Source organism: Anaerolentibacter hominis (assembly GCF_032380675.1).
In the GTDB taxonomy this organism is placed as follows: domain Bacteria; phylum Bacillota; class Clostridia; order Lachnospirales; family Lachnospiraceae; genus Anaerolentibacter; species Anaerolentibacter hominis.
The window spans coordinates 99,477-120,345 of record NZ_JAWDIX010000005.1 but is presented as its reverse complement, the minus strand read 5'-3'; the positions used below and the strand labels follow the sequence as shown (position 1 = coordinate 120,345).

The window sequence follows — 20,869 nt, the reverse complement described above, 5'->3', positions numbered from 1 at the left end:
TCGCGGTACCACTCTACTTCACAGTACATGCCGCACAAAAGCACCTGTACTGTACGCTCACGCCCTTAACGCGGGATACGTCCAGACTTAATAACCCTGCATACCAGCTTTAATCACTGATAAAACATACTGTCACGTTCAGTCCGGAGGTTCGAAGGCCAGTTGGGAGTCAAACGATCTGCTGCCTCACACCGTCCGGCAGCTCTCTGAAAGTGCCTGTCTCTTACTCTTCCTTCTCGTTACCTTTTTCTTTTGGAATAGTAACGCCCATATGCCGAAGGCACATGGGCGCCGTTTTTGCTGATGTTTATTCTATCATAGATCTTGTTTTTGTCAAGACCCCTGAGCCGTTTCTATGACTCCGGCTGCTTTTCTTTTCCGCCCGGCTGTTCTTCGGGAGACTTATCTGCGTCCGCCCGTTCCTCCGCCCCGTCCAGATAAATCCGGCAGGTTGCCTCCGTAGTATTCCCGGCATCATCGGAAACAGTATAGGTACACAGAATAATGTCATCTGCTTCGTAGGACCATTCCGGGAAAATCCTTGCAGGAGACATCTTGGAGAGGTTATCTTCGGCAGTGATACCCTCCATCATGAACTCTTCCAGATTTCCGTCCTTCAGATACTGCTTCAGTTCCTTGGAGCCCATGTACAGATCCATAACTCCAAAGAGCTCCGGCGCCTCCCGGTCAATGTAGAACGTGGATGTTTTCTTTGTCACCTGGCCTTTGGGCCCCGTCACAGAATAAGTGACCGTATATATATCTTCCTTCTTCTCTTTAATGGTCACCTTAATCTTGGATGCGGCCACCTTCTTGCCGTCAATCGTTGCGGTAACGCCCTCCAGCGCCACATCCTTCGTCAGCTCTGTATCTCCGTCAATATAGGCCTTAGCCCCAACCCCGCTGATTACCGGGATATACCGGTTGTCCTCTACCGTCCAGGTTACGGTTTTCTTCGCCGTCCGGCCCAGCAAATCGGTCACTGAATAGGTAATCTTATATTTTCCCGGCGACTTGGTATCTACTTTACCTTTAACCTTGATGTCTGAAGTGATGCCAAACCCAGTCGTGGATTTGGCTGTCACTCCCTTTTTCAGGTCAACTTTGGCTCCGTACTTCACTGTCGTATTTTTCGCGCCTGAAATCGTGGGCTTCTTATCATTCCAAGGATTACTCTTATTTGTCGTATCGGTTGGGTCCCAGCCGGTCGACAGCGGCAGCTTGATCGCCTCAGGTCTTCCCAGAGGGCCGTCGATGCTGGAATTATAGATTATGACTTTAGTTCCCAGCGGACAGTTGTCATAAATCCACTTGGCATCCTCGCAGGTCAGCCGGATACACCCGTGTGAAACCGTTTTCCCCAGATTATTGTACTGCCTGGCTGACAGCGTGGAAGGGTCTCTGTAATAATACCAGACAGAATGAAACAGAATACTTCCCGTAATTCTGGTGGCATACTGTGACCACACGTCCTCCACCATCAGCTGCCATCTGTATTTATTCAGTGTGTTGAATGTCCCCACCGGAGTGTCGCTGCCCCCGGAACAGATCATGGCCTTCACCGGTACCGTATATTTCCCTTTTTCATCTTTTTCGTAGACTGTGACACAATTCTTTTGCTTATTTACTTTAATCATATACGGTTTCTCTGCTGCCTCACTTACCGCAGGACGGCCGAATAAAAAGCCGAGCGTGAGAAGAAACGCCGCGATTAAAATTGCTTTCGTAACTGGTCTCTTTGTCTTAGTCATTGTGATCTCCTAATTTCCAATTCCCTGCAATATCCTCCGGTCAAAAACTGCCGGTCCATTTCAGGGCCTCCGCCTGCAGGAAAGTCTCTCCCGCAGATGGGCATACGCTTGTTTCTATTTTTATGTACTTTTATACAGTATCAATATGTTAATTCTATGTCAAGTCTGTAAAATAGCACGTCCCTGGGCTATGTATATACATAACTTCCCGGATTATTCATAAAATGGAACATAAAATCAGTGTGGGGTAAATCGTCTATGAGCTTTTTCACGACTTTTTTCTTTCAGTACGGCCTGACTGCCATTTTTCTCTTAATACTCCTGGAATATGCCTGTTTCCCGGTATCCAGCGAGATTGTCCTGCCGTTAGCCGGAGCAGTAGCCGCGACGCGCAACCTCTCCTTCTTTCTTATACTTCCGGTCAGCGTGGTCGCCGGTCTTCTGGGTACAACCATCTGTTTTGCAATCGGCCGTTTCGGAGGTCAGAAACTCCTGAATAAACTCCAGGAAAAGTTTCCCGCTTCCAGGAAAGGGATCGAATCTTCCTTCGCGAAATTTGAAAAACATGGTTCCAAGGCTGTCTGTTTCGGCCGTGTCATTCCGATATGCCGTACTTACATAGCCTTTGTGGCCGGAGCATTAAAGCAGCCCTATCCGGTTTTTCTCTTTTCTTCCTTCATTGGCATTACGGTCTGGAACACCATCCTTATGGGGCTTGGCTATTATCTGAAAGCCAACTGGAAGATTGTGCAGAGCTACTATGAAAAATACAGCCATATTTTTCTTCTTGTCCTGCTGTTATTTCTCCTGCTATTTTTTCTGTATACAGCGTTAAAAAAATCCAGACAGAAAGCCTGATACACAGGCATAAAAACGAGTAGCTGCATACATATGAAAAATGTTTACGGTATGACCAGGAAATGTTAACATAGAACTAAAGAAATGGTTACGCACGGATCATTCCGGCTGTTCTCCCCATAAGCAGCCGGGATACCATAAACAGAAAGCATTGCTGCCAGACTGTTTATCAATGCGGTATAAGGAGGATTTAAAAAGTGAAGAAAAATATTATGGTTTTTGGAAGTTTTGTCGTGGATCTGATGGGACGTGCCCCTCATCTTCCCGTTCCTGGAGAAACCGTAAAGGGAAGCATGTTTAAAATGGGCCCGGGCGGAAAAGGGTTCAATCAGGGCGTGGCGGCCCATAAGGCAGGCGGCCTGGTAACCATGGTGACAAAACTGGGGCAGGATACGTTCGCCGGTGTAGCCCTGGACGCCATGAACGAATTACATATGGATACCACCCATATCCTGAGCACACCGGACTCGGAAACAGGAGCCGCACTTATCATGGTGGATGAAACTACCAGTCAGAACGAAATCGTCGTACTCCCCGGCGCCTGCAGCACCATCACGGACAGGGAAGTAGACTCTCTCGCTCCGCTTCTTGACGATACGGGATATCTTCTCACACAGCTGGAAACCAATGTCTCCGCTACGGAGCGTATCATCCGTATGGCCCATGAAAAGGGTGTGACCGTCATCTTAAATACTGCGCCGGTGCAGCCGGTATCCGATGAACTGCTGTCGAAAATCGACCTGATTACTCCCAACGAGGTGGAAGCCGAAATCTTGACAGGCATACCTATTGAAAATGAAGAAAAAGCCGATGAGGCGGCAGACTGGTTTATGTCACGGGGTGTAAAAGAAGTAGTGATTACGCTTGGAAGCCGGGGTGTCTATCTAAATGACGGAAAACGCCGGGGGATTCTTCCTGCCTTTCGTGTGAATGCCATTGATACCACAGGCGCCGGAGACGCTTTTAACGGCGGTCTTGTTGCCGGCCTTGCCGAAGGGATGGATCTGTGGGAAGCAGCTCGTTTTGCCAACGCTCTGGCCGCTTTATCCGTACAGAAATTAGGGACAACTCCATCCATGCCGGACAGGGAAGACATAGACCGGTTCCTGGAAGCTCACAGGGAATAAAAAGTCTGCCCTATCATAAAAAGAAAAAGCGCCGAAACGGCGCTTTTTCCAGTTAATACAATATCATTCCTAATTCGGGCCGATGTAATAGCGATGTACACCGTCCATATAATAACGGCTCAGATAACTGTTCTCAAGCTCAATATATTCACCGTCCGGACCCGCGGCTTCGTAATCATAATCGTACTCGATCAGGTTCCCTGCTTTCTGTTCCGATACATCCTCCGTATACGCCAGCACCATTTTCAGCAGTTCATCCGCCTGCTCTTTATCTTCCAGACTGATCATGACGTAGATCAGCTCATCCGTAACGGAATCTCTGGCCACCGTTACATATTCCGTATCGCTGATCCACCAGTCCGCATAATTATAGAAAAATGTAAATCCCTCTTCCCCGGTTTTTTTCACAGATTTATAATTATCCATCTCCGTGCTCATTTCACATGTGAAATCCATTTTCCCAAGGGCTTTATCCATCTTTGCAGCCAGTCCGGCTCCATCTGCACGGATATGGCCCGTTCCGGTTCCCGCCTCTCCCAGCTCCAGAATCTCGTCATAGTCCAGATCCACATAATCCCACTCTGACGCATCATCACTCCATGGATCTTCTTCTGCCTCATCTCCCCAGAGCTTTTCCTCCGTTTCATCTAAACCGGTGACGGGAGCATTAATTTCCATAGACTCCTTTTTTATACTGGAGGTAATTCCGATAATAATCGGAATCAGAAATTGAATCAGCACCAGTATGACTATGATAACGACAATCGGATTCGTCTTCTTTTTCTTCGGTGTTCCAGGCATCCCTCCTGTATAAACCGTATTCCTCTGGGGGGAATTGGCATAGGGATGACCCGAAGGCCCCGGCTGATAGGTGTAAACAGGGTCAGGATTATGGTTCCCTGTCTGAGGTCCGGCGGCCTGTGCCTTCTGACTCAGGCTTTTCTGCCGTTCCTCCTGCCTGATTTTATCATTTTCTAACTGTATCTCAAAATAATTATCCGGCGTACACTGTTCATTCAGATGAATATGAGCGTCCAGTTCCACAGGATCTACAAACTTATGGCAGTTACGGCAATACCTTCCCTTTACCGGCTGATCACAGACCGGACATATTCTTGTCTTCAAAGCTCTCCTCCTCTTTCTGACGCACATTCCCTGCATCCATGTCAGTCCGATGTGCTGTTGCTTCCCTTACTCTTCTGTCTGCTTATACCGTATCTCCTGCAAAAACAGCCCCTGCGGCTCAGCGGCTTCTCCGGCCTTCCTTCGGTCGCCCGATGCAATGACCGTCGTAAGATCCTCCGGCCGCCTGTTCCCCTGTCCGATCTCCAGAAGAGTTCCCACGAGGATACGCGCCAGGCCGGGCCAAAAATCATCTGCATGAATCGTAATCAGTATCTCTTCCTTGTCCCCGTAAATGTCAATGTTATATATTTCTCTGACCGTGGACTTCTTCATCCTGGGATTGTCGGAAAATGCCTTCAGGTCATGCTTTCCGATCAGAATTTTCGCTCCCTGCCTCATCGCATCTATATCCAGAGGGCGAAAACTGTAATAGCTGTATTTCCGTTCAAAAACGGATGCTACTTCTCCCATCACAATCTTATACTGGTACACCGCCGATTCCACGGAGAAGGTACTGTGAAAACGCAGAGGGACATCCTCCGCCTCCACGACCGCAATATCCCTCGGCAGATACCGGTTCAGATAATGTTTTATTTCATACGGCTTCATCTTGGATTTCGTCTTGAAATTGGCTGTCTGGGCGTATGCATGCACGCCTGATTCCGTGCGCACCGCGCCCACAAGCTGGATGGATTCATTCTCCATTTTAGACAGCACAGTTTCAATCTTCTCCTGAATGGTCAGCCGGTTCGTCCGTCCGGCCTGTTTCTGCCATCCATCGTATCTGGAGCCATCGTATTCTATCGTCAGTTTAATATTTCTCATCAGCAGTTTTTCTACTCCCTGTATTCTTTCGCCGCCAAAACGGCTGTTTTCATTATCACTTACTTTTGCCGGTACGTCAAGATGCGAAGAACCGGAACAAAGCGATGGATATGAGCAGAACGCCGGACAGGATACCTCCGCTGTTTATTTTCTTTTTTTTCAGAAGCCGGTGTCCCGCCATCACCGTTCCCAGTGAAAAAACCAGTGTCTGAAATACACCTACCATAACAGGCAGAATCCAGTGATAGACTCCGATTGCCGCTGCCGCCACACCCAGGCTGCCGCTGTCCAGGGAGAGAAGCGCCCCCATCAGGCAGGCCTCCTTCAGGTCAATAACCATGGAGTTATCCAGGTCACATTCCTTGCCTTTATTCCAGATTCCACTGCATATATAATAAATTCCCATACCGACGAGAACCAGGCTGCCCAGTCCTTTGACGATCTGGCCGGACAGGGTTCCAGTGAGAAAAAGGCCAGTTTTCAGTGCGGCCCACATAACACCCCAGGACACCAGTCCGATTGCCAGCTTCTCCGGCAGAGGAACCCGGATTCCCCGAACGCCGTAGGACATACCGATTCCAAAAGCATCAATGCTGACAGAAAAGGAAAAAAGTACCATCTGCAATAATAACATGATAAAAAATCCTTTTCTTTTATCCTATGCAAGTTGTCTTATTGGGTTAATTTTTAGAAAGCCACATATAAATGAAGTAATCATGGATTGGAGGTCTGGCATGGATTGGCATGCATTAACGGCTCAGGAAACCGTACTTTCCCAGGAAACAGATACTAAAGAAGGACTCTCCGCAAATGAAATTACCAAAAGAAGACGAATATTTGGCTGGAATGTGCTGGCCACCCAGAAAAAAACACCTTTTATTCTGCGGTTTCTGGCCCAGCTGAAAGATTTTATGATTCTGACGCTGCTGGCCGCGGCAGTAATTTCTCTGCTGGCCTCTTACTGCAAGCACGAAGTAGACTTTGTTGAACCCTGTATTATTCTGGGAATCGTTCTGCTGAATGCCATCCTCGGATTGGTGCAGGAATCCAAAGCTGAACATGCTCTGGAGGCACTTCGGGATATGGTGGCCCCCATGGCTACTGTGATCCGGGCAGGCAAAACTTCTGTCATCGAGGCAAAGGCCCTGGTTCCCGGTGATATTATTTTATTAGAAACCGGGTGTTTTGTTCCTGCTGATGCCAGACTGATTGAAACCACCCTGCTCCAGGCCGATGAATCCTCCCTGACAGGCGAATCTCATCCGGTGAATAAAAATGCCGGTCTGCATCTGCCGGCACAGACGCCTCTGGCCGATCAGAAAAATATGGTCTTTTCGTCCACGCTTGTTGTCGCGGGACATGGAAAGGCAGTGGTAACTGCTACCGGCATGGACACCGAAGTAGGTAAGATTGCTTCTCTGATGATGCAGGATGAGATACCCATGACTCCTCTTCAAAAGCGTCTGGCAAAAACCGGACAGCTTCTGGGGATCGGCGCACTGGCAATCTGCGTCATTATCTTTCTGGTGGGAGTTGCGGGCGGAAGCCCCATCTTCGATATGTTTATGACCTCCGTCAGCCTGGCTGTAGCCGCGATTCCGGAAGGTCTTCCCGCCACTGTCACCATTATGCTCTCACTGGGCGTCCAGAGGATGGCGAAAAAGAATGCGGTGGTCCGGCGGCTTCCCGTTGTGGAAACTCTGGGAAGCGCCACTTTTATCTGTTCCGATAAGACCGGCACACTCACTGCCAACCAGATGACGGTGACACGCATTGAACCAGAAACCAGCAGAAAGCTTCTGCTCACACTGTGCTGCCTTTGCAATAATGCCGCAATAGACGGCAAAACAGTCACCGGTTCCCCCACAGAGACTGCACTGCTTACAGCTGCCCGCAAGGCAGGCTTAAACCGCGCCGACCTGGAAAAGAAATATCCGAGGAAGGCCGAACTGCCGTTTGATTCCGTCAGAAAGCGGATGAGTACTGTTCATTCGATCGGGCCGGGCCGGTATCGTATTATTACCAAAGGAGCGGTGGATTTCCTGATGGATCTGTGCAGTCTCTCTTCATTCGAGAAGAGGGAGATTCTGCGTCAGAACCAGTCGATGGCAGGCGACGCGCTCCGTGTACTGGCGGTGGGATTCCGGGATTTTGAGGGGCCGCTTCCCTCTGATCTTGCCTCCCTGGAAAAAGGGCTGCAATTTGCCGGGCTTATCGGCATCATTGATCCGCCCAGACCGGAAGTTTTTCAGTCCATACAGCTGTGCAAACAGGCCGGTATCGTCCCTGTTATGATTACAGGGGATCATAAGGATACCGCGGTGGCCATAGCCAGGGAATTAGGAATCTTACATAATAAAGAACAGGCAATCACCGGAAAAGAGCTCTCTGCAATGGCACCGGAACAACTGAGAGAAACAATAAAAAATTATCGGGTATTTGCTCGGGTATCACCGGAAAATAAAGTTCAGATTGTCAAAGCCCTGCAGCAGCGGGGCGAAATTGTGGCCATGACCGGGGACGGCATCAACGACGCCCCGGCGCTCCGCGGTGCGGATATCGGCTGCGCTATGGGCAAAAATGGAACGGATGTAGCAAAGAATGCCGCGGATATGGTTCTTCTGGACGATAATTTCTCTACTATCGTGGCAGCCGTGAAGGAAGGCCGGGGAATCTATGATAATATACAGAAAGCAGTTCATTTTCTTCTCTCCAGTAATATAGGCGAAATCATAACTATTTTTACCGCGATACTGATGGGCCTCCCCTCTCCTCTGGTGGCCGTCCAGCTGCTCTGGGTGAATCTGGTCACAGATTCCCTTCCGGCCGTCGCCCTGGGTGTGGACCCCCCGGATAAAGATATTATGAAGCGTCCTCCGGTCGCTCCGGGACAGAGCTTTTTCTCCGGCGGGCTGTATTACAAAATTGTATTGGAGGGCATCATGATCGGCGCTCTGGCATTAGGGTCATTTTATCTGGGCTGCAAAGAATCCCTGCCCCTTGGCCGTACCATGTGTTTTGCAGTGCTGAGTCTGTCCCAGCTTTTCCATTCGTTTAATATGAGAAGCCGAAAGTCCATCTTCAAGGCAGGCCTTTTCACCAACCCCAAACTGGTCCTTTCCTTCTTCGTCTGTACGCTGCTTCAGGTAAGTGTCATATCCATACCTGTGCTGGCAGCTGTATTCCAGGTCATCCCGCTTACTTTGCACCAGTGGGGCCTCGTCTGGATCTTCTCTGCCATGCCGATATTTATCGTGGAGACTGTGAAGAGGCTGAAAGGTAAATAACAAACGATGGGACGTGAAAACGCACCATCTTATTGCAGCAATCGTATCACCTTATCATAACAAAAGAAGCGCCGCAAAACGGCGCTTCTTGGTTTTATTCTCATAATCATCGACTCAGGCTGTCAATTCTTTTATACGGCTGATTACCGCTGCATACTTCTCTTCCTTCTCCCGCAGATCCGGCGCGTATCCCTCCAGGCTGAACGTGTCATCGTAACCTGTGGATTTGATCCGTTCAAAGGCCGGTTTCAGCTCTTCCAGATCATTCAGATCCGGGGTATGCCTGGCCAGTGTACAGGCAAAGTGAATATGGCCGATTCTGTCCCCATATCTGGTAATCAGATCGTCATCCTCATTTCCCAGAGCGAAATGGTAGTAGTCCAGAATAGTCCTCAGATTGGCTATCCCCAGTTCATCCACCATAGCGGCACTTTCCTCAAACGAGTTGATCAGGTTGCTCTCCAGGCGGTTTAAATGCTCAATCGAAATCACGATATTTCGCAGAGCAGCCTGCTCACACATAATCTGCAGGCTCTTTTTCACTTCCGCCAGAGCCTTTTCCATCGGATATCCCGACGCCCTGTTTCTGGATTTGGCGCTTCCGAAGATGACCTTCCCCACGCCCAGCTCCCGGGCCCGTGTGAGAGCCAGAGCCAGGTAATCTCTTAACTGCTTCTCCTGGTATTCTTCCCCGATCACTCTTAACGTAATGGGAAGGAAATCATTACAGCATAAAACCGGAAGGTCCAATTCGTTCAGCTTGGCCTTCAATGTACCATAGTCTGCTTCCGACAGTCCTGCAACTCCCCTGAGAGGAAGCTCCGCATAGTCGCAGCCGATTCTTTTTAACAACGGCAGAAATGCCATCCCCACAGGATCTGACGAATCTGCCAGCATATTTGTACAGAGCCCAATCTTCATAGTTATCCCCCTGCATATCGCAGGCCTGCCTGCGATACTGCGCTAATAAATAATTTGAAACTACTTGTGCTGCAAATTTTCTCTCCTACTCTGCCTCCAGCATCTCCCTGACTCTCTGGAATCCGGTTGTTCCGCTGTTGTATACCGGAACTTTCGTATCTTTCAGATGCGGTGCCAGAGCTGACATGGAAAGCTGTGCCATCACGATACAATCCACTTCCTTTGACAGGGATTCGATTGTATCAAATAAGATCTCATTATGTTTATCAATATTTCCTTTGGTATATTCTTCAAATGCTTCCGCTTTCAGAACAGTCTTACATTCAATCTCTTTGCCGGCCTCTCTTGCGGCGATCTGAAGCAGCCGTTCAGAGGAAGGTACCGTAGTTTCCAGCGTTGCCAGCAGGCCGATTTTTTTACCTGTCCTCACAGCCAGTTCCATCATCGGCCGGTCAATCTGGGCGATCGGCGTATTTACCAGTGGTCTTCCCAGTTCAGCAGCATAATTAAACGTAGAACATGCCAGCAAAATCAAGTCCACATTTGCCTCTTCCAGATTGTGGGCATACTGGGCAAATTTATAGTAATTCACTTTCGGAATTACGCCTACTCCTGCCGCAATATTATCTCTCTGAATGGTATCATCGCACAAATGCATGATGGTTACTTCCGGAACAAATTCCTTTATGTAAGGCTGCATGGCATTGATGGTTATATGGGAAGCATGAATAATTCCCAGTGTCTTTCCTGATAAGTCTTTCATTTGCGATACCTCCTGATATGGCTTTTATTGTAATTTCAGGCCGATCCCTCTGAATCGAAATTTTCTTTCGGTTTTACTGAACGATCAGCAGTTAAACTTCATTATACAGCAAACCCTCTGAAAAAAAAAGTACAGATTAAATCTCGCTCTGTCTGCGCTCCTCTTTTCCCGTTTTACACAATTTAGCCAGAAACCGCCCAACCTCTTTCCATGCTTTATCTGATTCCGGAATCAGGGAGCCTGCCATCTGAAACACATGAAACATCCCTTCGTAAACACTGAGTTTTACTTTAACATTCTGTTCCTCTGCCTTTCTTGCAACGTTCAAGGTATCATCCAAAAGCATCTCGTAGGTTCCCACCTGCATCAGCATGGGAGGGAAGCCATTATATTCACCATACAATGGAGAGATGTAAGGATCGGTGGGATCACTCTCTCCCACATAATCCCCGTTGTAGAGCATACTGTCGGGAGCATTCCCAAACAGCGGGTCCAGCTCATAATTCTCAGCGTAGGAATCCCCGGAACAGGTCAGGTCCGTCCAGGCCGACATGGTAATAATACCTCTCGGCAGGGATCTGCCCTGATCCCTCAGCCACATACAAAGAGCCAGGGCAAGGCCTCCTCCTGCCGAATCCCCCGCCAGGATGATCTGCTTCTCCGGGTAACGATTAAGAAGCCACTCATAAGCCGTGCAGGCATCTTCCAGGGCCGCCGGATAGGGATTGGCAGGCGCCACTCGGTAATCGATTGTCAGAACATTCCCGCCGCCCAGCGCCTCGCTGTACCGCACCGCAAAGGAGCGGTATATATTTTTCATGGGTCCAATGTAGCCTCCGCCGTGCAGCTGCAGGACTGCACAATTGGAATGAAGCTGTTTTGGTTCCAGCCATTCCATTGTAAACCGTTCCATATCTACTGTGGTAAGGCTGTACCCGGAAGGACAGTGCCACTTCGGTTCAACCGGGTTTCTCCGATATTCTCCCGTGCGTATTTTCTTTCCGATCACACCGGCCGCCGTAATATTTGCATACAGCTCCCGCACAAGCCTGCCTCTTACACTTTCCCTGCGCTCTTTTCTGCTTTTTCTCAGCTTCTCTTCCTTCTTCATTCAACCTCCTTTTTATCTGTGCTCAGACGTGAAAACGCCGCTTTAATTCTTCTTTTGCCTTCCTGTCTCCGAACACAATCGTTCCCAGCAGGATCAGGACCGACATTCCCGCGCCGATAAAAGACAGGAGCGGTTTCGTAATGATGCCAACCAGGTGCAGGACAATTGGAATCAGGGAAAATACCACATACTCGATCTGAAACAGAATGTAACTCTGCCAGTTCATAAAATTCACAATCATTAAAACCAGCATGGCCAGATTTGCCACAATAAAAATGGATGGTATGGCGTAATTGACCGACCACCCCGTATAGCCCAGGGAAAAATCGATCAGCAGGGCAAGCAGCTGGGCACAGAGGGTCTGCACCAGTATTTTGGCAGCTGAGTTCGTGTTGTTTTGTATCGAATAGTATAGAGTAATCCAGAAATAAAGTGTGGCTCCTACCGGGATCAGCGACCACCAGACCGCAGAATAGGTCAGATAATTGACCCCTACCAGCACACAGGCCTGGACTATGGACAAAAACAAGAATATTCGTATCACAAAGGGATACTGGTGCGGATTTTCCTGGATCACAGGATAACTCCGGTATCCTTCTTTTCCCTCCATACCTTCCAGAGCATTGCGGCAGAGTGGGCACACATTTGTATTATCCAGAATTAATACATGACAGTGATTACAGCGTTTCATCATACACCCCGTTACTTTCCAGCTCTACATGAATCCCGTCCTCCGCCAGTTTTCGGAAAAAGGACCGTTGCACCCTCGTATCGGCCAGCACCGAACTGATCGTAAATGCAATCCTGCCCTGATAGGAAACCACACCGCATTTAAAAGGCTGTTTTTTGGAGACTCCCATTGTGACATGGCACCGGTCAATATATGGTTCATATTCCGGCAGGGTTTTCACAATACCCACATTTGATACCGTCGTTGTGAATGACTTGGAGGAGCGGCTGTAGATCCATTTGATCCCCATATTTTTTATAAACAGCGGGATACGGCGGATCAGCCCGTTTTTTTCATTCGAGACGTTGTAGGAAATCAGATCCTCCATGTGGGGGATATTTAACTGCTCTTTCATAGCATCCGCCACCACGTCCAGAATCTCCTGAAAGGTGTAGCCGTTTTTCTTCATGTCAAACCGCACCAGTACGATCCCGAAGAAGTTCATGGTAGTGGTAGAGGGAAAAAACTGTCTTAAATTAACCGGTATATTAATAACAATCGGCCGTCTGGATTTCTGCATATTCAGACACTCTGTATAAATTGACCAGATGATCACCGCCGTAAAATACTGGGTGATAGAGGCCTGGTATTTCCTTCCCGCCTCCTTTACCTGCCCCACATCCATATAGCCGTGCAGGATACCGATGCAGGGACTTGCAAGCATATTGCCCTTAAGCTGGTACGCCTTCTCCCGGCGATAGCCCTTTGCCCCGGTCTTTTTATAATATTTAAGATAACTGTCCTCCATATCAAAAATGCACTCCCGTGTCGGGCCGTCCGGCGTCCCGGAAAATGCTTGCGGATGTGCCAGCCTGATATACTGGTAGGCCAGCTCTTTCAGAAAATTCATTGCTCCGGCGCCGTCGGTAAGCGCATGAAATACCTCCAGATTAATTCTTCTGTCGTAAAAACTCACCCGGAACAGGTATTGCCCATTTCCGTAAGGGTCCATAAAACGGCAGGGGTAAACCACCTCTTCTTCCACCAGAGGCGTCTTTTTATTCGTCTCAAAGTAATACCAGAATACCCCCCGGCGCAGTCTGACATTGAACAGGTCAAACCAGGGAATAATTGTCTCCAGCGCCTGCTGCAGCAGCTCTCTGACCACCGGTTCTTTTAACACAATGGATACCCGGTAGACATTGCTCAGCTTCCGGCTGGAAACCACCGGGTAAATATTCGCCGTATTGTCCAGCCGTCTCCATTTCAGTTTAATTTCTTTTCTTTTTCCCATATGCACCTATATCCGGCCCATGTAAGGGGCGCCTCTGAATTATGTAAGAACATTCCTGTTGCAATTATAAAATTCAGTATAACATATTCTATGAAAAGAAGAAAGAACAGACGCCATAAAGACGTGCTGTCCTTTCTCAACCGGCTTATGAACCCTGCCGGCATCTGTTCTAAATTAACTGACTATACTCTCATGCAGTGAACGCCCGGAAATCTGGCACTCTCACCCAGGCTTTCCTCAATCCGCAGAAGCTGATTATATTTCGCTACCCGGTCGGTTCTGGAGGGCGCGCCAGTCTTAATCTGTCTGCAGTTTAAGGCTACCGCCAGATCTGCGATGGTGGTGTCTTCTGTTTCACCGGAACGGTGGGACAGAATTGCTTTCCATCCGATGTTCTTTGTCATCTCCACCGCATCAATGGTCTCTGACAGAGTACCAATCTGGTTCGGCTTAATGAGCACTGCATTGGCCGCCTGCTCTTCGATGCCCTTCTGAATCTTTTTCGTATTAGTCACAAAGAGATCATCTCCCACGATCTGAACACGGTCTCCGATTTCCTTTGTCAGTATCCGGAAGCCTTCCCAGTCTTCCTCTCCCAGAGGGTCCTCAATAGATTTAATAGGGTACTTCATACACAGTCCGGATAAATATTCGATCATTTCCTGTCTGGTCTTCATGATATCAGACTTCCAGAAATAGTACTTCCCTTCTTCACCTTTTTCCTTCGCCGCGTCATATAATTCGGTTGCGGCCACATCCATAGCAATATAAAAATCTTTTCTGGGTACAAAGCCGCACTCTTTTATGGCATTTGTCAGGAATTCCAGGGCCACCTCATCATTTTCAAATTTTGGTGCAAAACCGCCCTCATCTCCTACAGCCGTTACATATCCCTGCTTTTTCAGCAGACTTTTCAATTTCATGAAAACTGCCGTGCCCCATTCCAGACATTCTCCGAAGGAATCGGCTCCCACCGGCATAATCATAAATTCCTGGATATTCAGGCTGGAATCCGCATGTTTTCCGCCGTTAATCACATTCATCATCGGTACCGGAAGGGTAATGCCGTTCACGCCCCCCACATACTGATAGAATGGAATCGACAGCGCTGTCGCCATCGCCTTGGCATTTGCCAGAGACACACCCAGAATCGCGTTGGCGCCCAGTCCTGATTTATTGTCTGTCCCGTCGGACTCCAGCAAAGCCCGGTCAATCTCTCGCTGACTGCCCGCGTACATACCCAGCAGTTCGGAACGGATTGTGGTGTTAATATGTCCCACTGCAGTGCGCACACCATTTCCGTTATATCTGACTTTGTTATCTCTCAGCTCTACCGCCTCATAGGCGCCGGTAGAAGCGCCGGACGGAACTGCCGCTCTCCCCATGCTGCCGTTTGCCAAAACCACCTCGGCCTCAACGGTCGGATTACCTCTGGAGTCCAGAATTTCACGGCCTCTGACCTCTTTTATGCGAAAACACTCTTTCATATATTTTTCCTTTCTATCATAACTTTTCTGTATTTTTTCTCTTTTGCCACTATTCTACAGTATGGAATAAAACCAGATTCTCATTCATAAAGGCTCCGGAATTTTTCTTTCAAATACTGGATGTAATAGTCTGGGTTAAACTCTTCTCCTGTCATATCAAGCAGCAGTTCGTTGGTACTTCTCATCGCTCCGAACTGGTGGATATGCTCCCTTAAATATTCCCGGATCGGGAGAATATTACCATCTTTTAAATATTGTTCTACCGGCATAACCGTACTGATATGGTCATAGATCTGAGCTGCTGCCGCACTTCCCAGCACGTAGGAGGGAAAATAGCCAAACATACCGCCTGACCAGTGGACATCGGAAAGAACGCCGTCCTTATCGGAAGACACGGTCACATCCAGATATTCTTTATATTTTTTGTTCCAGGCTTTCGGAAGATCTTTCACCTTTAATTTTCCGGAAATCAAATCCTTTTCCAGTTCATAGCGGATCATGATGTGCACCGGATAGGTCAGCTCATCGGCGTTGATTCTGACCGGACCCTGGATCGGTTTGTTTATCCCCAGTATAAAATCGTTCAGCGACAGGTCCTTCAGCTGTTCCGGATACATTTCTTTTAGTTTAGGAAATAAGGGTTCCCAGAATGCCTCTGTCTTGCCCAGCATATTTTCAAAAAAGCGGGACTGGGATTCATGCATTCCCATAGAGGCCCCTTCTCCGACGGGAGTCTGGGTCAGCTCATCGGCAATACCCAGCTCATATAAGCCATGTCCCGTCTCATGTATAATGGAAAATAGGGGCTGTTCAAACCCTTTCTCCGGAAATGCATTGGTCAGCCTGACATCATGATTATGGAGCGCAATTGTAAAGGGATGGGCACTTTCTCCAAATACGCTCCTGTTTTCGTTCATCCCCAGATAAAGGCTTAAAAATTTGGAGTAGCTTTTCTGTTTTTCCGGATCGAATTTTTTTTGTTCATAGGTCTTTGGCACCGCTTCCGCCTTTTTGCAGATTTCCTTCATGAAGGGTATGAGTTCTTTCTTGATCCGGCTAAATAAAAGATCCAGCTTCTCCATAGTAAATCCAGGTTCAAAATCTTCCAATAAGATATCATATCCGGATTTCTTTCCTTTTTTTCTGTATTTAACGAACTGCCTCTTCAGATCAACAATCTGCTCCAGAAATGGAGCAAACTCGGAAAAATCATCCTTTTCTCTTGCTTTCTGCCAGGCAGCTCCCGCTGAAACAACCAGTTCCTGGCTCTTCTGGTATTCATTCAGAGGAATGGGCTTTAACTGATCCTGTTCTTTTTTCAGATAATCAGAAATGGCCCTCTCCTTATCGGTAAGCTGTTCCCTGATCTTCGGTGTCTTGAGTTTATCCAGAATCTGCGTTAACTCCGGGTCCGTCAGACACAGATAATATTCTTTTGCCATCAGCCCCAGAACCTTTGCTGTGTACTCCACGCTTTCTTTTGGAGCAAGCGTCTGGTTATCCCAGTCGGACAGCACCTGCGCCGTAAACAGCACCAGTCTGCGGTCTAAAAAAGGCTGTAAACGTTCATAATACGTATTCATAATACTCTACCATTCCCATTTCTGCAGATACATCTGCAGAACGGCCTTTCTTCAATTTCTCTCTGATTTCTATCATCTTCTTTTTTTCATTTGCTTATTCCCGCATTTTAAATTTTAATGCCGGATTCCCCGTAAAACCCGGGGATAGTTGCAATCTTTGATAAAACAGGTTAAGATAAAGAAACACCTGCTCCGGCAGGACTTACAACTCATAACAGGCAGGCCGGACTAGCCGGAACGTCTTGTTGCCAATGACTATTGTTTATTACGAAATGAGGGATTTTTCTTATGAAATTATGGGGCGGACGCTTCACGAAAGAAACAAATCAACTGGTACATAATTTTAATGCTTCCATTTCTTTTGACCAGAAATTTTACAGGCAGGATATCGAGGGCAGTATCGCCCACGTAACAATGCTGGCAAAACAGGGAATACTTACAGATGAGGAAAGGGATGATATCATCGCCGGACTTGTGGAAATCAAACATGATATTGAAACCGGCGCCCTGGAATTCGATACCTCTGCCGAGGATATCCACAGCTTTGTGGAAGAACATCTGATTGAACGGATCGGCGAGACCGGCAAGAAGCTGCATACCGGCCGGAGCCGCAATGATCAGGTTGCCCTGGATATGAAGCTTTATATCCGGGACGAGCTGGAAGAGATCGACGGCCTTCTGAAGGAACTGATGATCGTTCTCTATAAACTGATGACAGAGAATCTGGATACTTATATGCCTGGATTCACCCATCTGCAGAAAGCGCAGCCGATTACCCTCTCCCATCATATGGGGGCTTATTTTGAAATGTTTAAGCGGGACCGCTCCCGTCTGGATGATATCTACAACAGGATGAATCTGTGTCCGCTGGGCGCCGGTGCACTGGCCGGAACCACCTATCCGCTGGACCGGGATTTCACCGCCGAGTATCTGGGGTTTGACGGCCCCACCTTAAACAGTATGGATTCCGTATCAGACAGGGATTATCTAATAGAATTCTTAAGTGCGCTGTCTGTCGTCATGATGCATTTAAGCCGGTTCAGTGAAGAGATTATACTCTGGAATTCCAATGAATACCGGTTTGTGGAACTGGATGACTCCTACAGCACGGGAAGCAGCATTATGCCGCAGAAGAAAAATCCCGATATTGCCGAGTTAGTCCGGGGCAAGACGGGCAGGGTATACGGCGCTCTGATCTCTCTGCTTACGACTATGAAAGGTATCCCTCTGGCCTATAATAAAGATATGCAGGAAGATAAAGAACTGGCCTTTGACGCGATTGATACGGTAAAGGGCTGTGTAGGTCTGTTTACCGGTATGCTCTCCACCATTACCTTTCGCAGGGATCAGATGGAAGGCAGCGCTAAGAAAGGCTTTACCAATGCTACTGATGTGGCCGACTATCTGGTGAAACACGGGATTGCGTTCCGTGACGCTCACGGTATTGTAGGTGAACTGGTGCTGCTCTGTCTTAAGAAGGATATTTCTCTGGATGATCTTCCGCTGGAAGAGTATCAGGCTTTATGTCCTGTTTTCCAGAAAGATATCTATGAAGCAATCAGCCTGGAAACCTGCGTCAATACCAGAAATACCATTGGTGCGCCGGGCAGGCAGGCCATGCTCGATGTACTGGAAAAAAATAAGGAGTATCTGGGAATCTGATGAATAAACGACTTAAAAAAGATATTATATTTATCCTGTTTGTGCTGGTCCTATTTGTAGGCGTTCTGGTAAACTTTAACCGTATCGGTTCGTTTCTGGGCCTGATTCTGCAGGTGATCTCCCCTCTTCTGGTAGGACTGGCCATCGCCTTTGTTGTAAATATTCTGTACAGCTTTATCCGGAAACTATTTTCCCATTTCCGTTTTGGCAGGGGCAAGGCCGGTAAATATATTTCTCTGGCTTTATCTTATCTGCTGCTGTTTGGCTTTGTGGCTGCTGTTATTCTGTTTCTCATACCGCAGCTGGGTGAGAGCGTCAACCGGCTCTATATGAATCTGGATAATTATCTGGCCCAGCTGGATTCTTTTGTCAGGGATCTGGTCAGTAAAATTGATTTCAGCAAGATTGATTTTACTCAGATAGACGCAGATATGATCAACAGCTACATCAAGTCCTTCTTCAACGGCGGGGTGAGCGTGGTTCAGACTCTCTTCCCCCACCTGGTGGGATTTGCCACAGGCACGGTCCGGGGCGTGGTCAATCTGGTGATGTCTTTTATCGTGTCGGTGTATGTACTGTCCGATAAGGAGCATCTGCTCAGACAGGCCAACGATCTGCTTGCCGCCTGTCTGCCGGAAAAGGTCTTAAATAAAGTCCTGCATGTAGGCAGGGTCTCTGGCCGTACCTTTACTCTTTTTATCAAAGGGCAGGTGACGGAAGCTCTTGTTTTAGGCTCCCTTTGTTTTATCGGTATGGTCATTTTCCGATTTGACTATGCCCTGCTTATCAGTGTGATTATCGGCGTTACCAGCCTCATTCCGATTCTGGGTGCTATTATCGGCTGTGTACCGGCCGTCTTTATCCTGCTTATGATCAATCCGGTGAAAGCGTTCTGGTTTATCGTATTTATCATCATCCTGCAGCAGGTAGAAGGGGATCTGATCTATCCAAGGGTTGTCGGCAGCAAAATGGGTCTGCCGGCCCTCTGGGTTTTCGCCGGCGTCATGATCGGCGGCGGTCTGGGCGGTGTGCTGGGCATGCTTCTCGGAGTGCCGGTTATGGCAATCATCTATCAGCTGACGTCAGAATTTGTGCGGAACAGAAAAGAAAAAAAGAATGTGCTGCAAACAGAAAAATAACGGCTGCAGTAAAGTTATAAATAAGTTTATAAAAAAGAAGTACCTGAGGAATGATTCCACAGACACTTCTTTTTTATTGTCTTAATTAATCAAATATAAACAGCTCTTCGATCGGCACGTCTACCGCCCTGGATATATCAATGGCCAGTTTTAAAGAAGGATTGTACTGCGCTTTCTCAAGCCTCATAATCGTCTCTCTCCTGACTCCCACCAGATTAGCCAGCTGCTCCTGGGTCATTTCCTTCTGCTGCCGGTATTTCTTCAGATTACAGGTAAAATTCTCCGTCCCCATCTTATTCTTCCCCTGTGTCATACTTATAAAGCAGGTAGTTGTTTAAGAATAAAACAAGTGCAATGATCAATGAGGATGCGACCGTAAAGATCAGCGCCACATAATCTGTGCGCAGCCGATCTCCCATAACGCCGGTAAACCAGGTTACAATCCATAAAAGGGTGAACCCCAGTCTGTAGGACGTCAGCTGTGCCCGCATCTGTTCTTCTTTAAACCGCTCGTCGATCAGCGTACTGCTCAATTTACCCTCATAGAAGAAACCAAAAAAGCCGAAGAAAATAAAGAAAAAGAATGGCCAGACCTGCTGCTGTGTGATATACGCGGGTATACCCAAAAATCCGATCAGACCGAAGAATCCGAACCAGCCAAAGCGCGGGCTTACCGTTCGGGTTCTGTTGGCCTCCTGCACCTTTCCCTTCTTCAGGTTTTCTGCAAAATAGCGGATCGCCTGGATTATAACATACAAAACCAGAAGTACGGTCATTACCATTAAGGGCAGGTCACCGGCCCGGAACTGATACGATGCCAGGTCCAGTGGTTTTACAATTCTGGATTCATTATAAATAACGTCATAGGCACATGCCGCAAGTTCTAAAACAATAAGGACGATTAACAGATGGAATCTCTTCTTTTTCATATAGCCCTCCGAAAGTGATGTATTTGTCTTATTATGTGATAAATATATCACTTACATGCTGAGCTGTCAATGAAGTTTTACATTTTAACCCTGCAGACCGTCCGACTGTCTCTGCATGTTTTCTATCACCACATCATAAACCTCGCCCAGAGAAGCCGCATATTCCAGCACCTTCCAGGGTGTGTTCGTATGGAAATGAATTTTGATCAATTCTTCATCTCCTACAGCCAGCAGGCAGTCGCCCTGGATGTGTTCTGTAATATATTCCGTAATATCATCCTCAGAAAGGTTTTCTCCTTCAATCAAAAGCTGTGTATCATACTTATATTCTAACATG

The 20,869-nt window shown here is 47.7% G+C and carries 19 protein-coding genes and 1 other annotated feature (1 of these 20 running past the window's edge); of the genes, 5 read left to right on the top strand and 14 right to left on the bottom strand.

From position 1 onward, the window contains the following. Window positions 1-249, bottom strand: a binding site (T-box leader); it reaches 21 nt to the left of the window's first position. 104 nt (window positions 250-353) lie between these two features. After that, window positions 354-1,751, bottom strand: coding sequence for a L,D-transpeptidase family protein (locus ABCW47_RS13960; protein ID WP_343210553.1), 1,398 nt, complete (start codon window positions 1,749-1,751; stop codon window positions 354-356). 258 nt (window positions 1,752-2,009) lie between these two features. Between ABCW47_RS13960 and ABCW47_RS13955 the strand changes: the two genes are divergently transcribed. Together ABCW47_RS13955 and rbsK are read left to right on the top strand one after the other, a co-directional pair. Next, complete coding sequence (locus tag ABCW47_RS13955) at window positions 2,010-2,609, top strand: DedA family protein (RefSeq protein ID WP_343210552.1); 600 nt, start codon at window positions 2,010-2,012, stop codon at window positions 2,607-2,609. A gap of 212 nt (window positions 2,610-2,821) precedes the next feature. Further along, the gene (gene rbsK / locus ABCW47_RS13950) at window positions 2,822-3,736 is read left to right on the top strand and encodes a ribokinase (protein WP_343210606.1); all 915 of its coding nucleotides are present in this window, start codon (window positions 2,822-2,824) and stop codon (window positions 3,734-3,736) included. A 69-nt stretch (window positions 3,737-3,805) separates the two neighbouring features. On the opposite strand, the gene ABCW47_RS13945 is transcribed toward rbsK, so the two are convergent. The 3 genes from ABCW47_RS13945 to ABCW47_RS13935 all read right to left on the bottom strand — a co-directional run bounded on the left by ABCW47_RS13945 (window position 3,806) and on the right by ABCW47_RS13935 (window position 6,320). After that, a complete protein-coding gene (locus ABCW47_RS13945) occupies window positions 3,806-4,861 on the bottom strand; it encodes a hypothetical protein (protein ID WP_343210551.1) in 1,056 nt (351 codons plus the stop codon). Window positions 4,862-4,927: 66 nt separating this feature from the next. Beyond that, entirely contained in the window at window positions 4,928-5,686 is a 759-nt protein-coding gene (gene truA, locus ABCW47_RS13940) for a tRNA pseudouridine(38-40) synthase TruA (RefSeq protein ID WP_343210550.1), read from the bottom strand. Window positions 5,687-5,762: 76 nt separating this feature from the next. Beyond that, window positions 5,763-6,320 (bottom strand): manganese efflux pump, encoded by a 558-nt coding sequence (locus tag ABCW47_RS13935; protein ID WP_343210549.1) that lies wholly within the window; start codon window positions 6,318-6,320, stop codon window positions 5,763-5,765. Between the two features lie 100 nt (window positions 6,321-6,420). Between ABCW47_RS13935 and ABCW47_RS13930 the strand changes: the two genes are divergently transcribed. Then, complete coding sequence (locus tag ABCW47_RS13930) at window positions 6,421-8,973, top strand: calcium-translocating P-type ATPase, PMCA-type (RefSeq protein ID WP_343210548.1); 2,553 nt, start codon at window positions 6,421-6,423, stop codon at window positions 8,971-8,973. Window positions 8,974-9,087: 114 nt separating this feature from the next. Here the strand turns inward: ABCW47_RS13930 and ABCW47_RS13925 are convergent, their stop codons facing one another. The 7 genes from ABCW47_RS13925 to ABCW47_RS13895 all read right to left on the bottom strand — a co-directional run bounded on the left by ABCW47_RS13925 (window position 9,088) and on the right by ABCW47_RS13895 (window position 16,802). Beyond that, entirely contained in the window at window positions 9,088-9,894 is an 807-nt protein-coding gene (locus ABCW47_RS13925) for a sugar phosphate isomerase/epimerase family protein (protein WP_343210547.1), read from the bottom strand. 85 nt (window positions 9,895-9,979) lie between these two features. Then, window positions 9,980-10,657 (bottom strand): aspartate/glutamate racemase family protein, encoded by a 678-nt coding sequence (locus ABCW47_RS13920; RefSeq protein ID WP_343210546.1) that lies wholly within the window; start codon window positions 10,655-10,657, stop codon window positions 9,980-9,982. Window positions 10,658-10,793: 136 nt separating this feature from the next. Further along, window positions 10,794-11,768: an alpha/beta hydrolase gene (locus tag ABCW47_RS13915; protein WP_343210545.1), complete on the bottom strand. Its 975-nt coding sequence runs from the start codon at window positions 11,766-11,768 to the stop codon at window positions 10,794-10,796. Window positions 11,769-11,790: 22 nt separating this feature from the next. Beyond that, window positions 11,791-12,462, bottom strand: coding sequence for a DUF6320 domain-containing protein (locus tag ABCW47_RS13910; protein ID WP_343210544.1), 672 nt, complete (start codon window positions 12,460-12,462; stop codon window positions 11,791-11,793). Further along, entirely contained in the window at window positions 12,446-13,732 is a 1,287-nt protein-coding gene (locus ABCW47_RS13905) for a hypothetical protein (protein ID WP_343210543.1), read from the bottom strand. Before ABCW47_RS13905 ends, ABCW47_RS13910 begins: the two co-directional genes overlap by 17 nt. A 182-nt stretch (window positions 13,733-13,914) precedes the next feature. Then, complete coding sequence (gene eno / locus ABCW47_RS13900; protein WP_343210542.1) at window positions 13,915-15,219, bottom strand: phosphopyruvate hydratase; 1,305 nt, start codon at window positions 15,217-15,219, stop codon at window positions 13,915-13,917. 80 nt (window positions 15,220-15,299) lie between these two features. Beyond that, window positions 15,300-16,802 (bottom strand): carboxypeptidase M32, encoded by a 1,503-nt coding sequence (locus tag ABCW47_RS13895; RefSeq protein WP_343210541.1) that lies wholly within the window; start codon window positions 16,800-16,802, stop codon window positions 15,300-15,302. Window positions 16,803-17,090: 288 nt separating this feature from the next. On the opposite strand from ABCW47_RS13895, the gene argH reads away from it, so the two are divergent. Next, on the top strand, window positions 17,091-18,464 hold the full coding sequence (gene argH / locus ABCW47_RS13890) for an argininosuccinate lyase (RefSeq protein ID WP_343210540.1): 1,374 nt from the start codon (window positions 17,091-17,093) through the stop codon (window positions 18,462-18,464). Beyond that, the gene (locus ABCW47_RS13885) at window positions 18,464-19,603 is read left to right on the top strand and encodes an AI-2E family transporter (protein WP_343210539.1); all 1,140 of its coding nucleotides are present in this window, start codon (window positions 18,464-18,466) and stop codon (window positions 19,601-19,603) included. The genes argH and ABCW47_RS13885 overlap by 1 nt, the downstream gene beginning before the upstream one ends. Window positions 19,604-19,688: 85 nt before the next feature. Here ABCW47_RS13885 and ABCW47_RS13880 read toward each other — a convergent pair whose 3' ends face one another. From ABCW47_RS13880 to ABCW47_RS13870, 3 genes are all read right to left on the bottom strand, one after another. Then, entirely contained in the window at window positions 19,689-19,895 is a 207-nt protein-coding gene (locus tag ABCW47_RS13880) for a helix-turn-helix transcriptional regulator (RefSeq protein ID WP_343210538.1), read from the bottom strand. A gap of 1 nt (window position 19,896) precedes the next feature. Further along, the gene (locus ABCW47_RS13875) at window positions 19,897-20,532 is read right to left on the bottom strand and encodes a DUF3796 domain-containing protein (protein ID WP_343210537.1); all 636 of its coding nucleotides are present in this window, start codon (window positions 20,530-20,532) and stop codon (window positions 19,897-19,899) included. 84 nt (window positions 20,533-20,616) lie between these two features. After that, window positions 20,617-20,868 carry a kinase to dihydroxyacetone kinase gene (locus ABCW47_RS13870; RefSeq protein WP_343210536.1) on the bottom strand — a complete coding sequence of 84 codons (252 nt, stop codon included), beginning with the start codon at window positions 20,866-20,868 and terminating at the stop codon, window positions 20,617-20,619. Window position 20,869 lies beyond the last annotated feature (1 nt).

Coding starts and splice junctions, on each gene's coding strand:
- ABCW47_RS13960 (WP_343210553.1), bottom strand. CDS start 1,751: ATGACTAAGACAAAGAGACCAGTTACGAAAGCAATTTTAATCGCGGCG.
- ABCW47_RS13955 (WP_343210552.1), top strand. CDS start 2,010: ATGAGCTTTTTCACGACTTTTTTCTTTCAGTACGGCCTGACTGCCATT.
- rbsK (WP_343210606.1), top strand. CDS start 2,822: ATGGTTTTTGGAAGTTTTGTCGTGGATCTGATGGGACGTGCCCCTCAT.
- truA (WP_343210550.1), bottom strand. CDS start 5,686: ATGAGAAATATTAAACTGACGATAGAATACGATGGCTCCAGATACGAT.
- ABCW47_RS13935 (WP_343210549.1), bottom strand. CDS start 6,320: ATGTTATTATTGCAGATGGTACTTTTTTCCTTTTCTGTCAGCATTGAT.
- ABCW47_RS13930 (WP_343210548.1), top strand. CDS start 6,421: ATGGATTGGCATGCATTAACGGCTCAGGAAACCGTACTTTCCCAGGAA.
- ABCW47_RS13925 (WP_343210547.1), bottom strand. CDS start 9,894: ATGAAGATTGGGCTCTGTACAAATATGCTGGCAGATTCGTCAGATCCT.
- ABCW47_RS13920 (WP_343210546.1), bottom strand. CDS start 10,657: ATGAAAGACTTATCAGGAAAGACACTGGGAATTATTCATGCTTCCCAT.
- ABCW47_RS13915 (WP_343210545.1), bottom strand. CDS start 11,768: ATGAAGAAGGAAGAGAAGCTGAGAAAAAGCAGAAAAGAGCGCAGGGAA.
- ABCW47_RS13910 (WP_343210544.1), bottom strand. CDS start 12,462: ATGATGAAACGCTGTAATCACTGTCATGTATTAATTCTGGATAATACA.
- ABCW47_RS13905 (WP_343210543.1), bottom strand. CDS start 13,732: ATGGGAAAAAGAAAAGAAATTAAACTGAAATGGAGACGGCTGGACAAT.
- eno (WP_343210542.1), bottom strand. CDS start 15,219: ATGAAAGAGTGTTTTCGCATAAAAGAGGTCAGAGGCCGTGAAATTCTG.
- ABCW47_RS13895 (WP_343210541.1), bottom strand. CDS start 16,802: ATGAATACGTATTATGAACGTTTACAGCCTTTTTTAGACCGCAGACTG.
- argH (WP_343210540.1), top strand. CDS start 17,091: ATGAAATTATGGGGCGGACGCTTCACGAAAGAAACAAATCAACTGGTA.
- ABCW47_RS13885 (WP_343210539.1), top strand. CDS start 18,464: ATGAATAAACGACTTAAAAAAGATATTATATTTATCCTGTTTGTGCTG.
- ABCW47_RS13880 (WP_343210538.1), bottom strand. CDS start 19,895: ATGGGGACGGAGAATTTTACCTGTAATCTGAAGAAATACCGGCAGCAG.
- ABCW47_RS13875 (WP_343210537.1), bottom strand. CDS start 20,532: ATGAAAAAGAAGAGATTCCATCTGTTAATCGTCCTTATTGTTTTAGAA.
- ABCW47_RS13870 (WP_343210536.1), bottom strand. CDS start 20,868: ATGTTAGAATATAAGTATGATACACAGCTTTTGATTGAAGGAGAAAAC.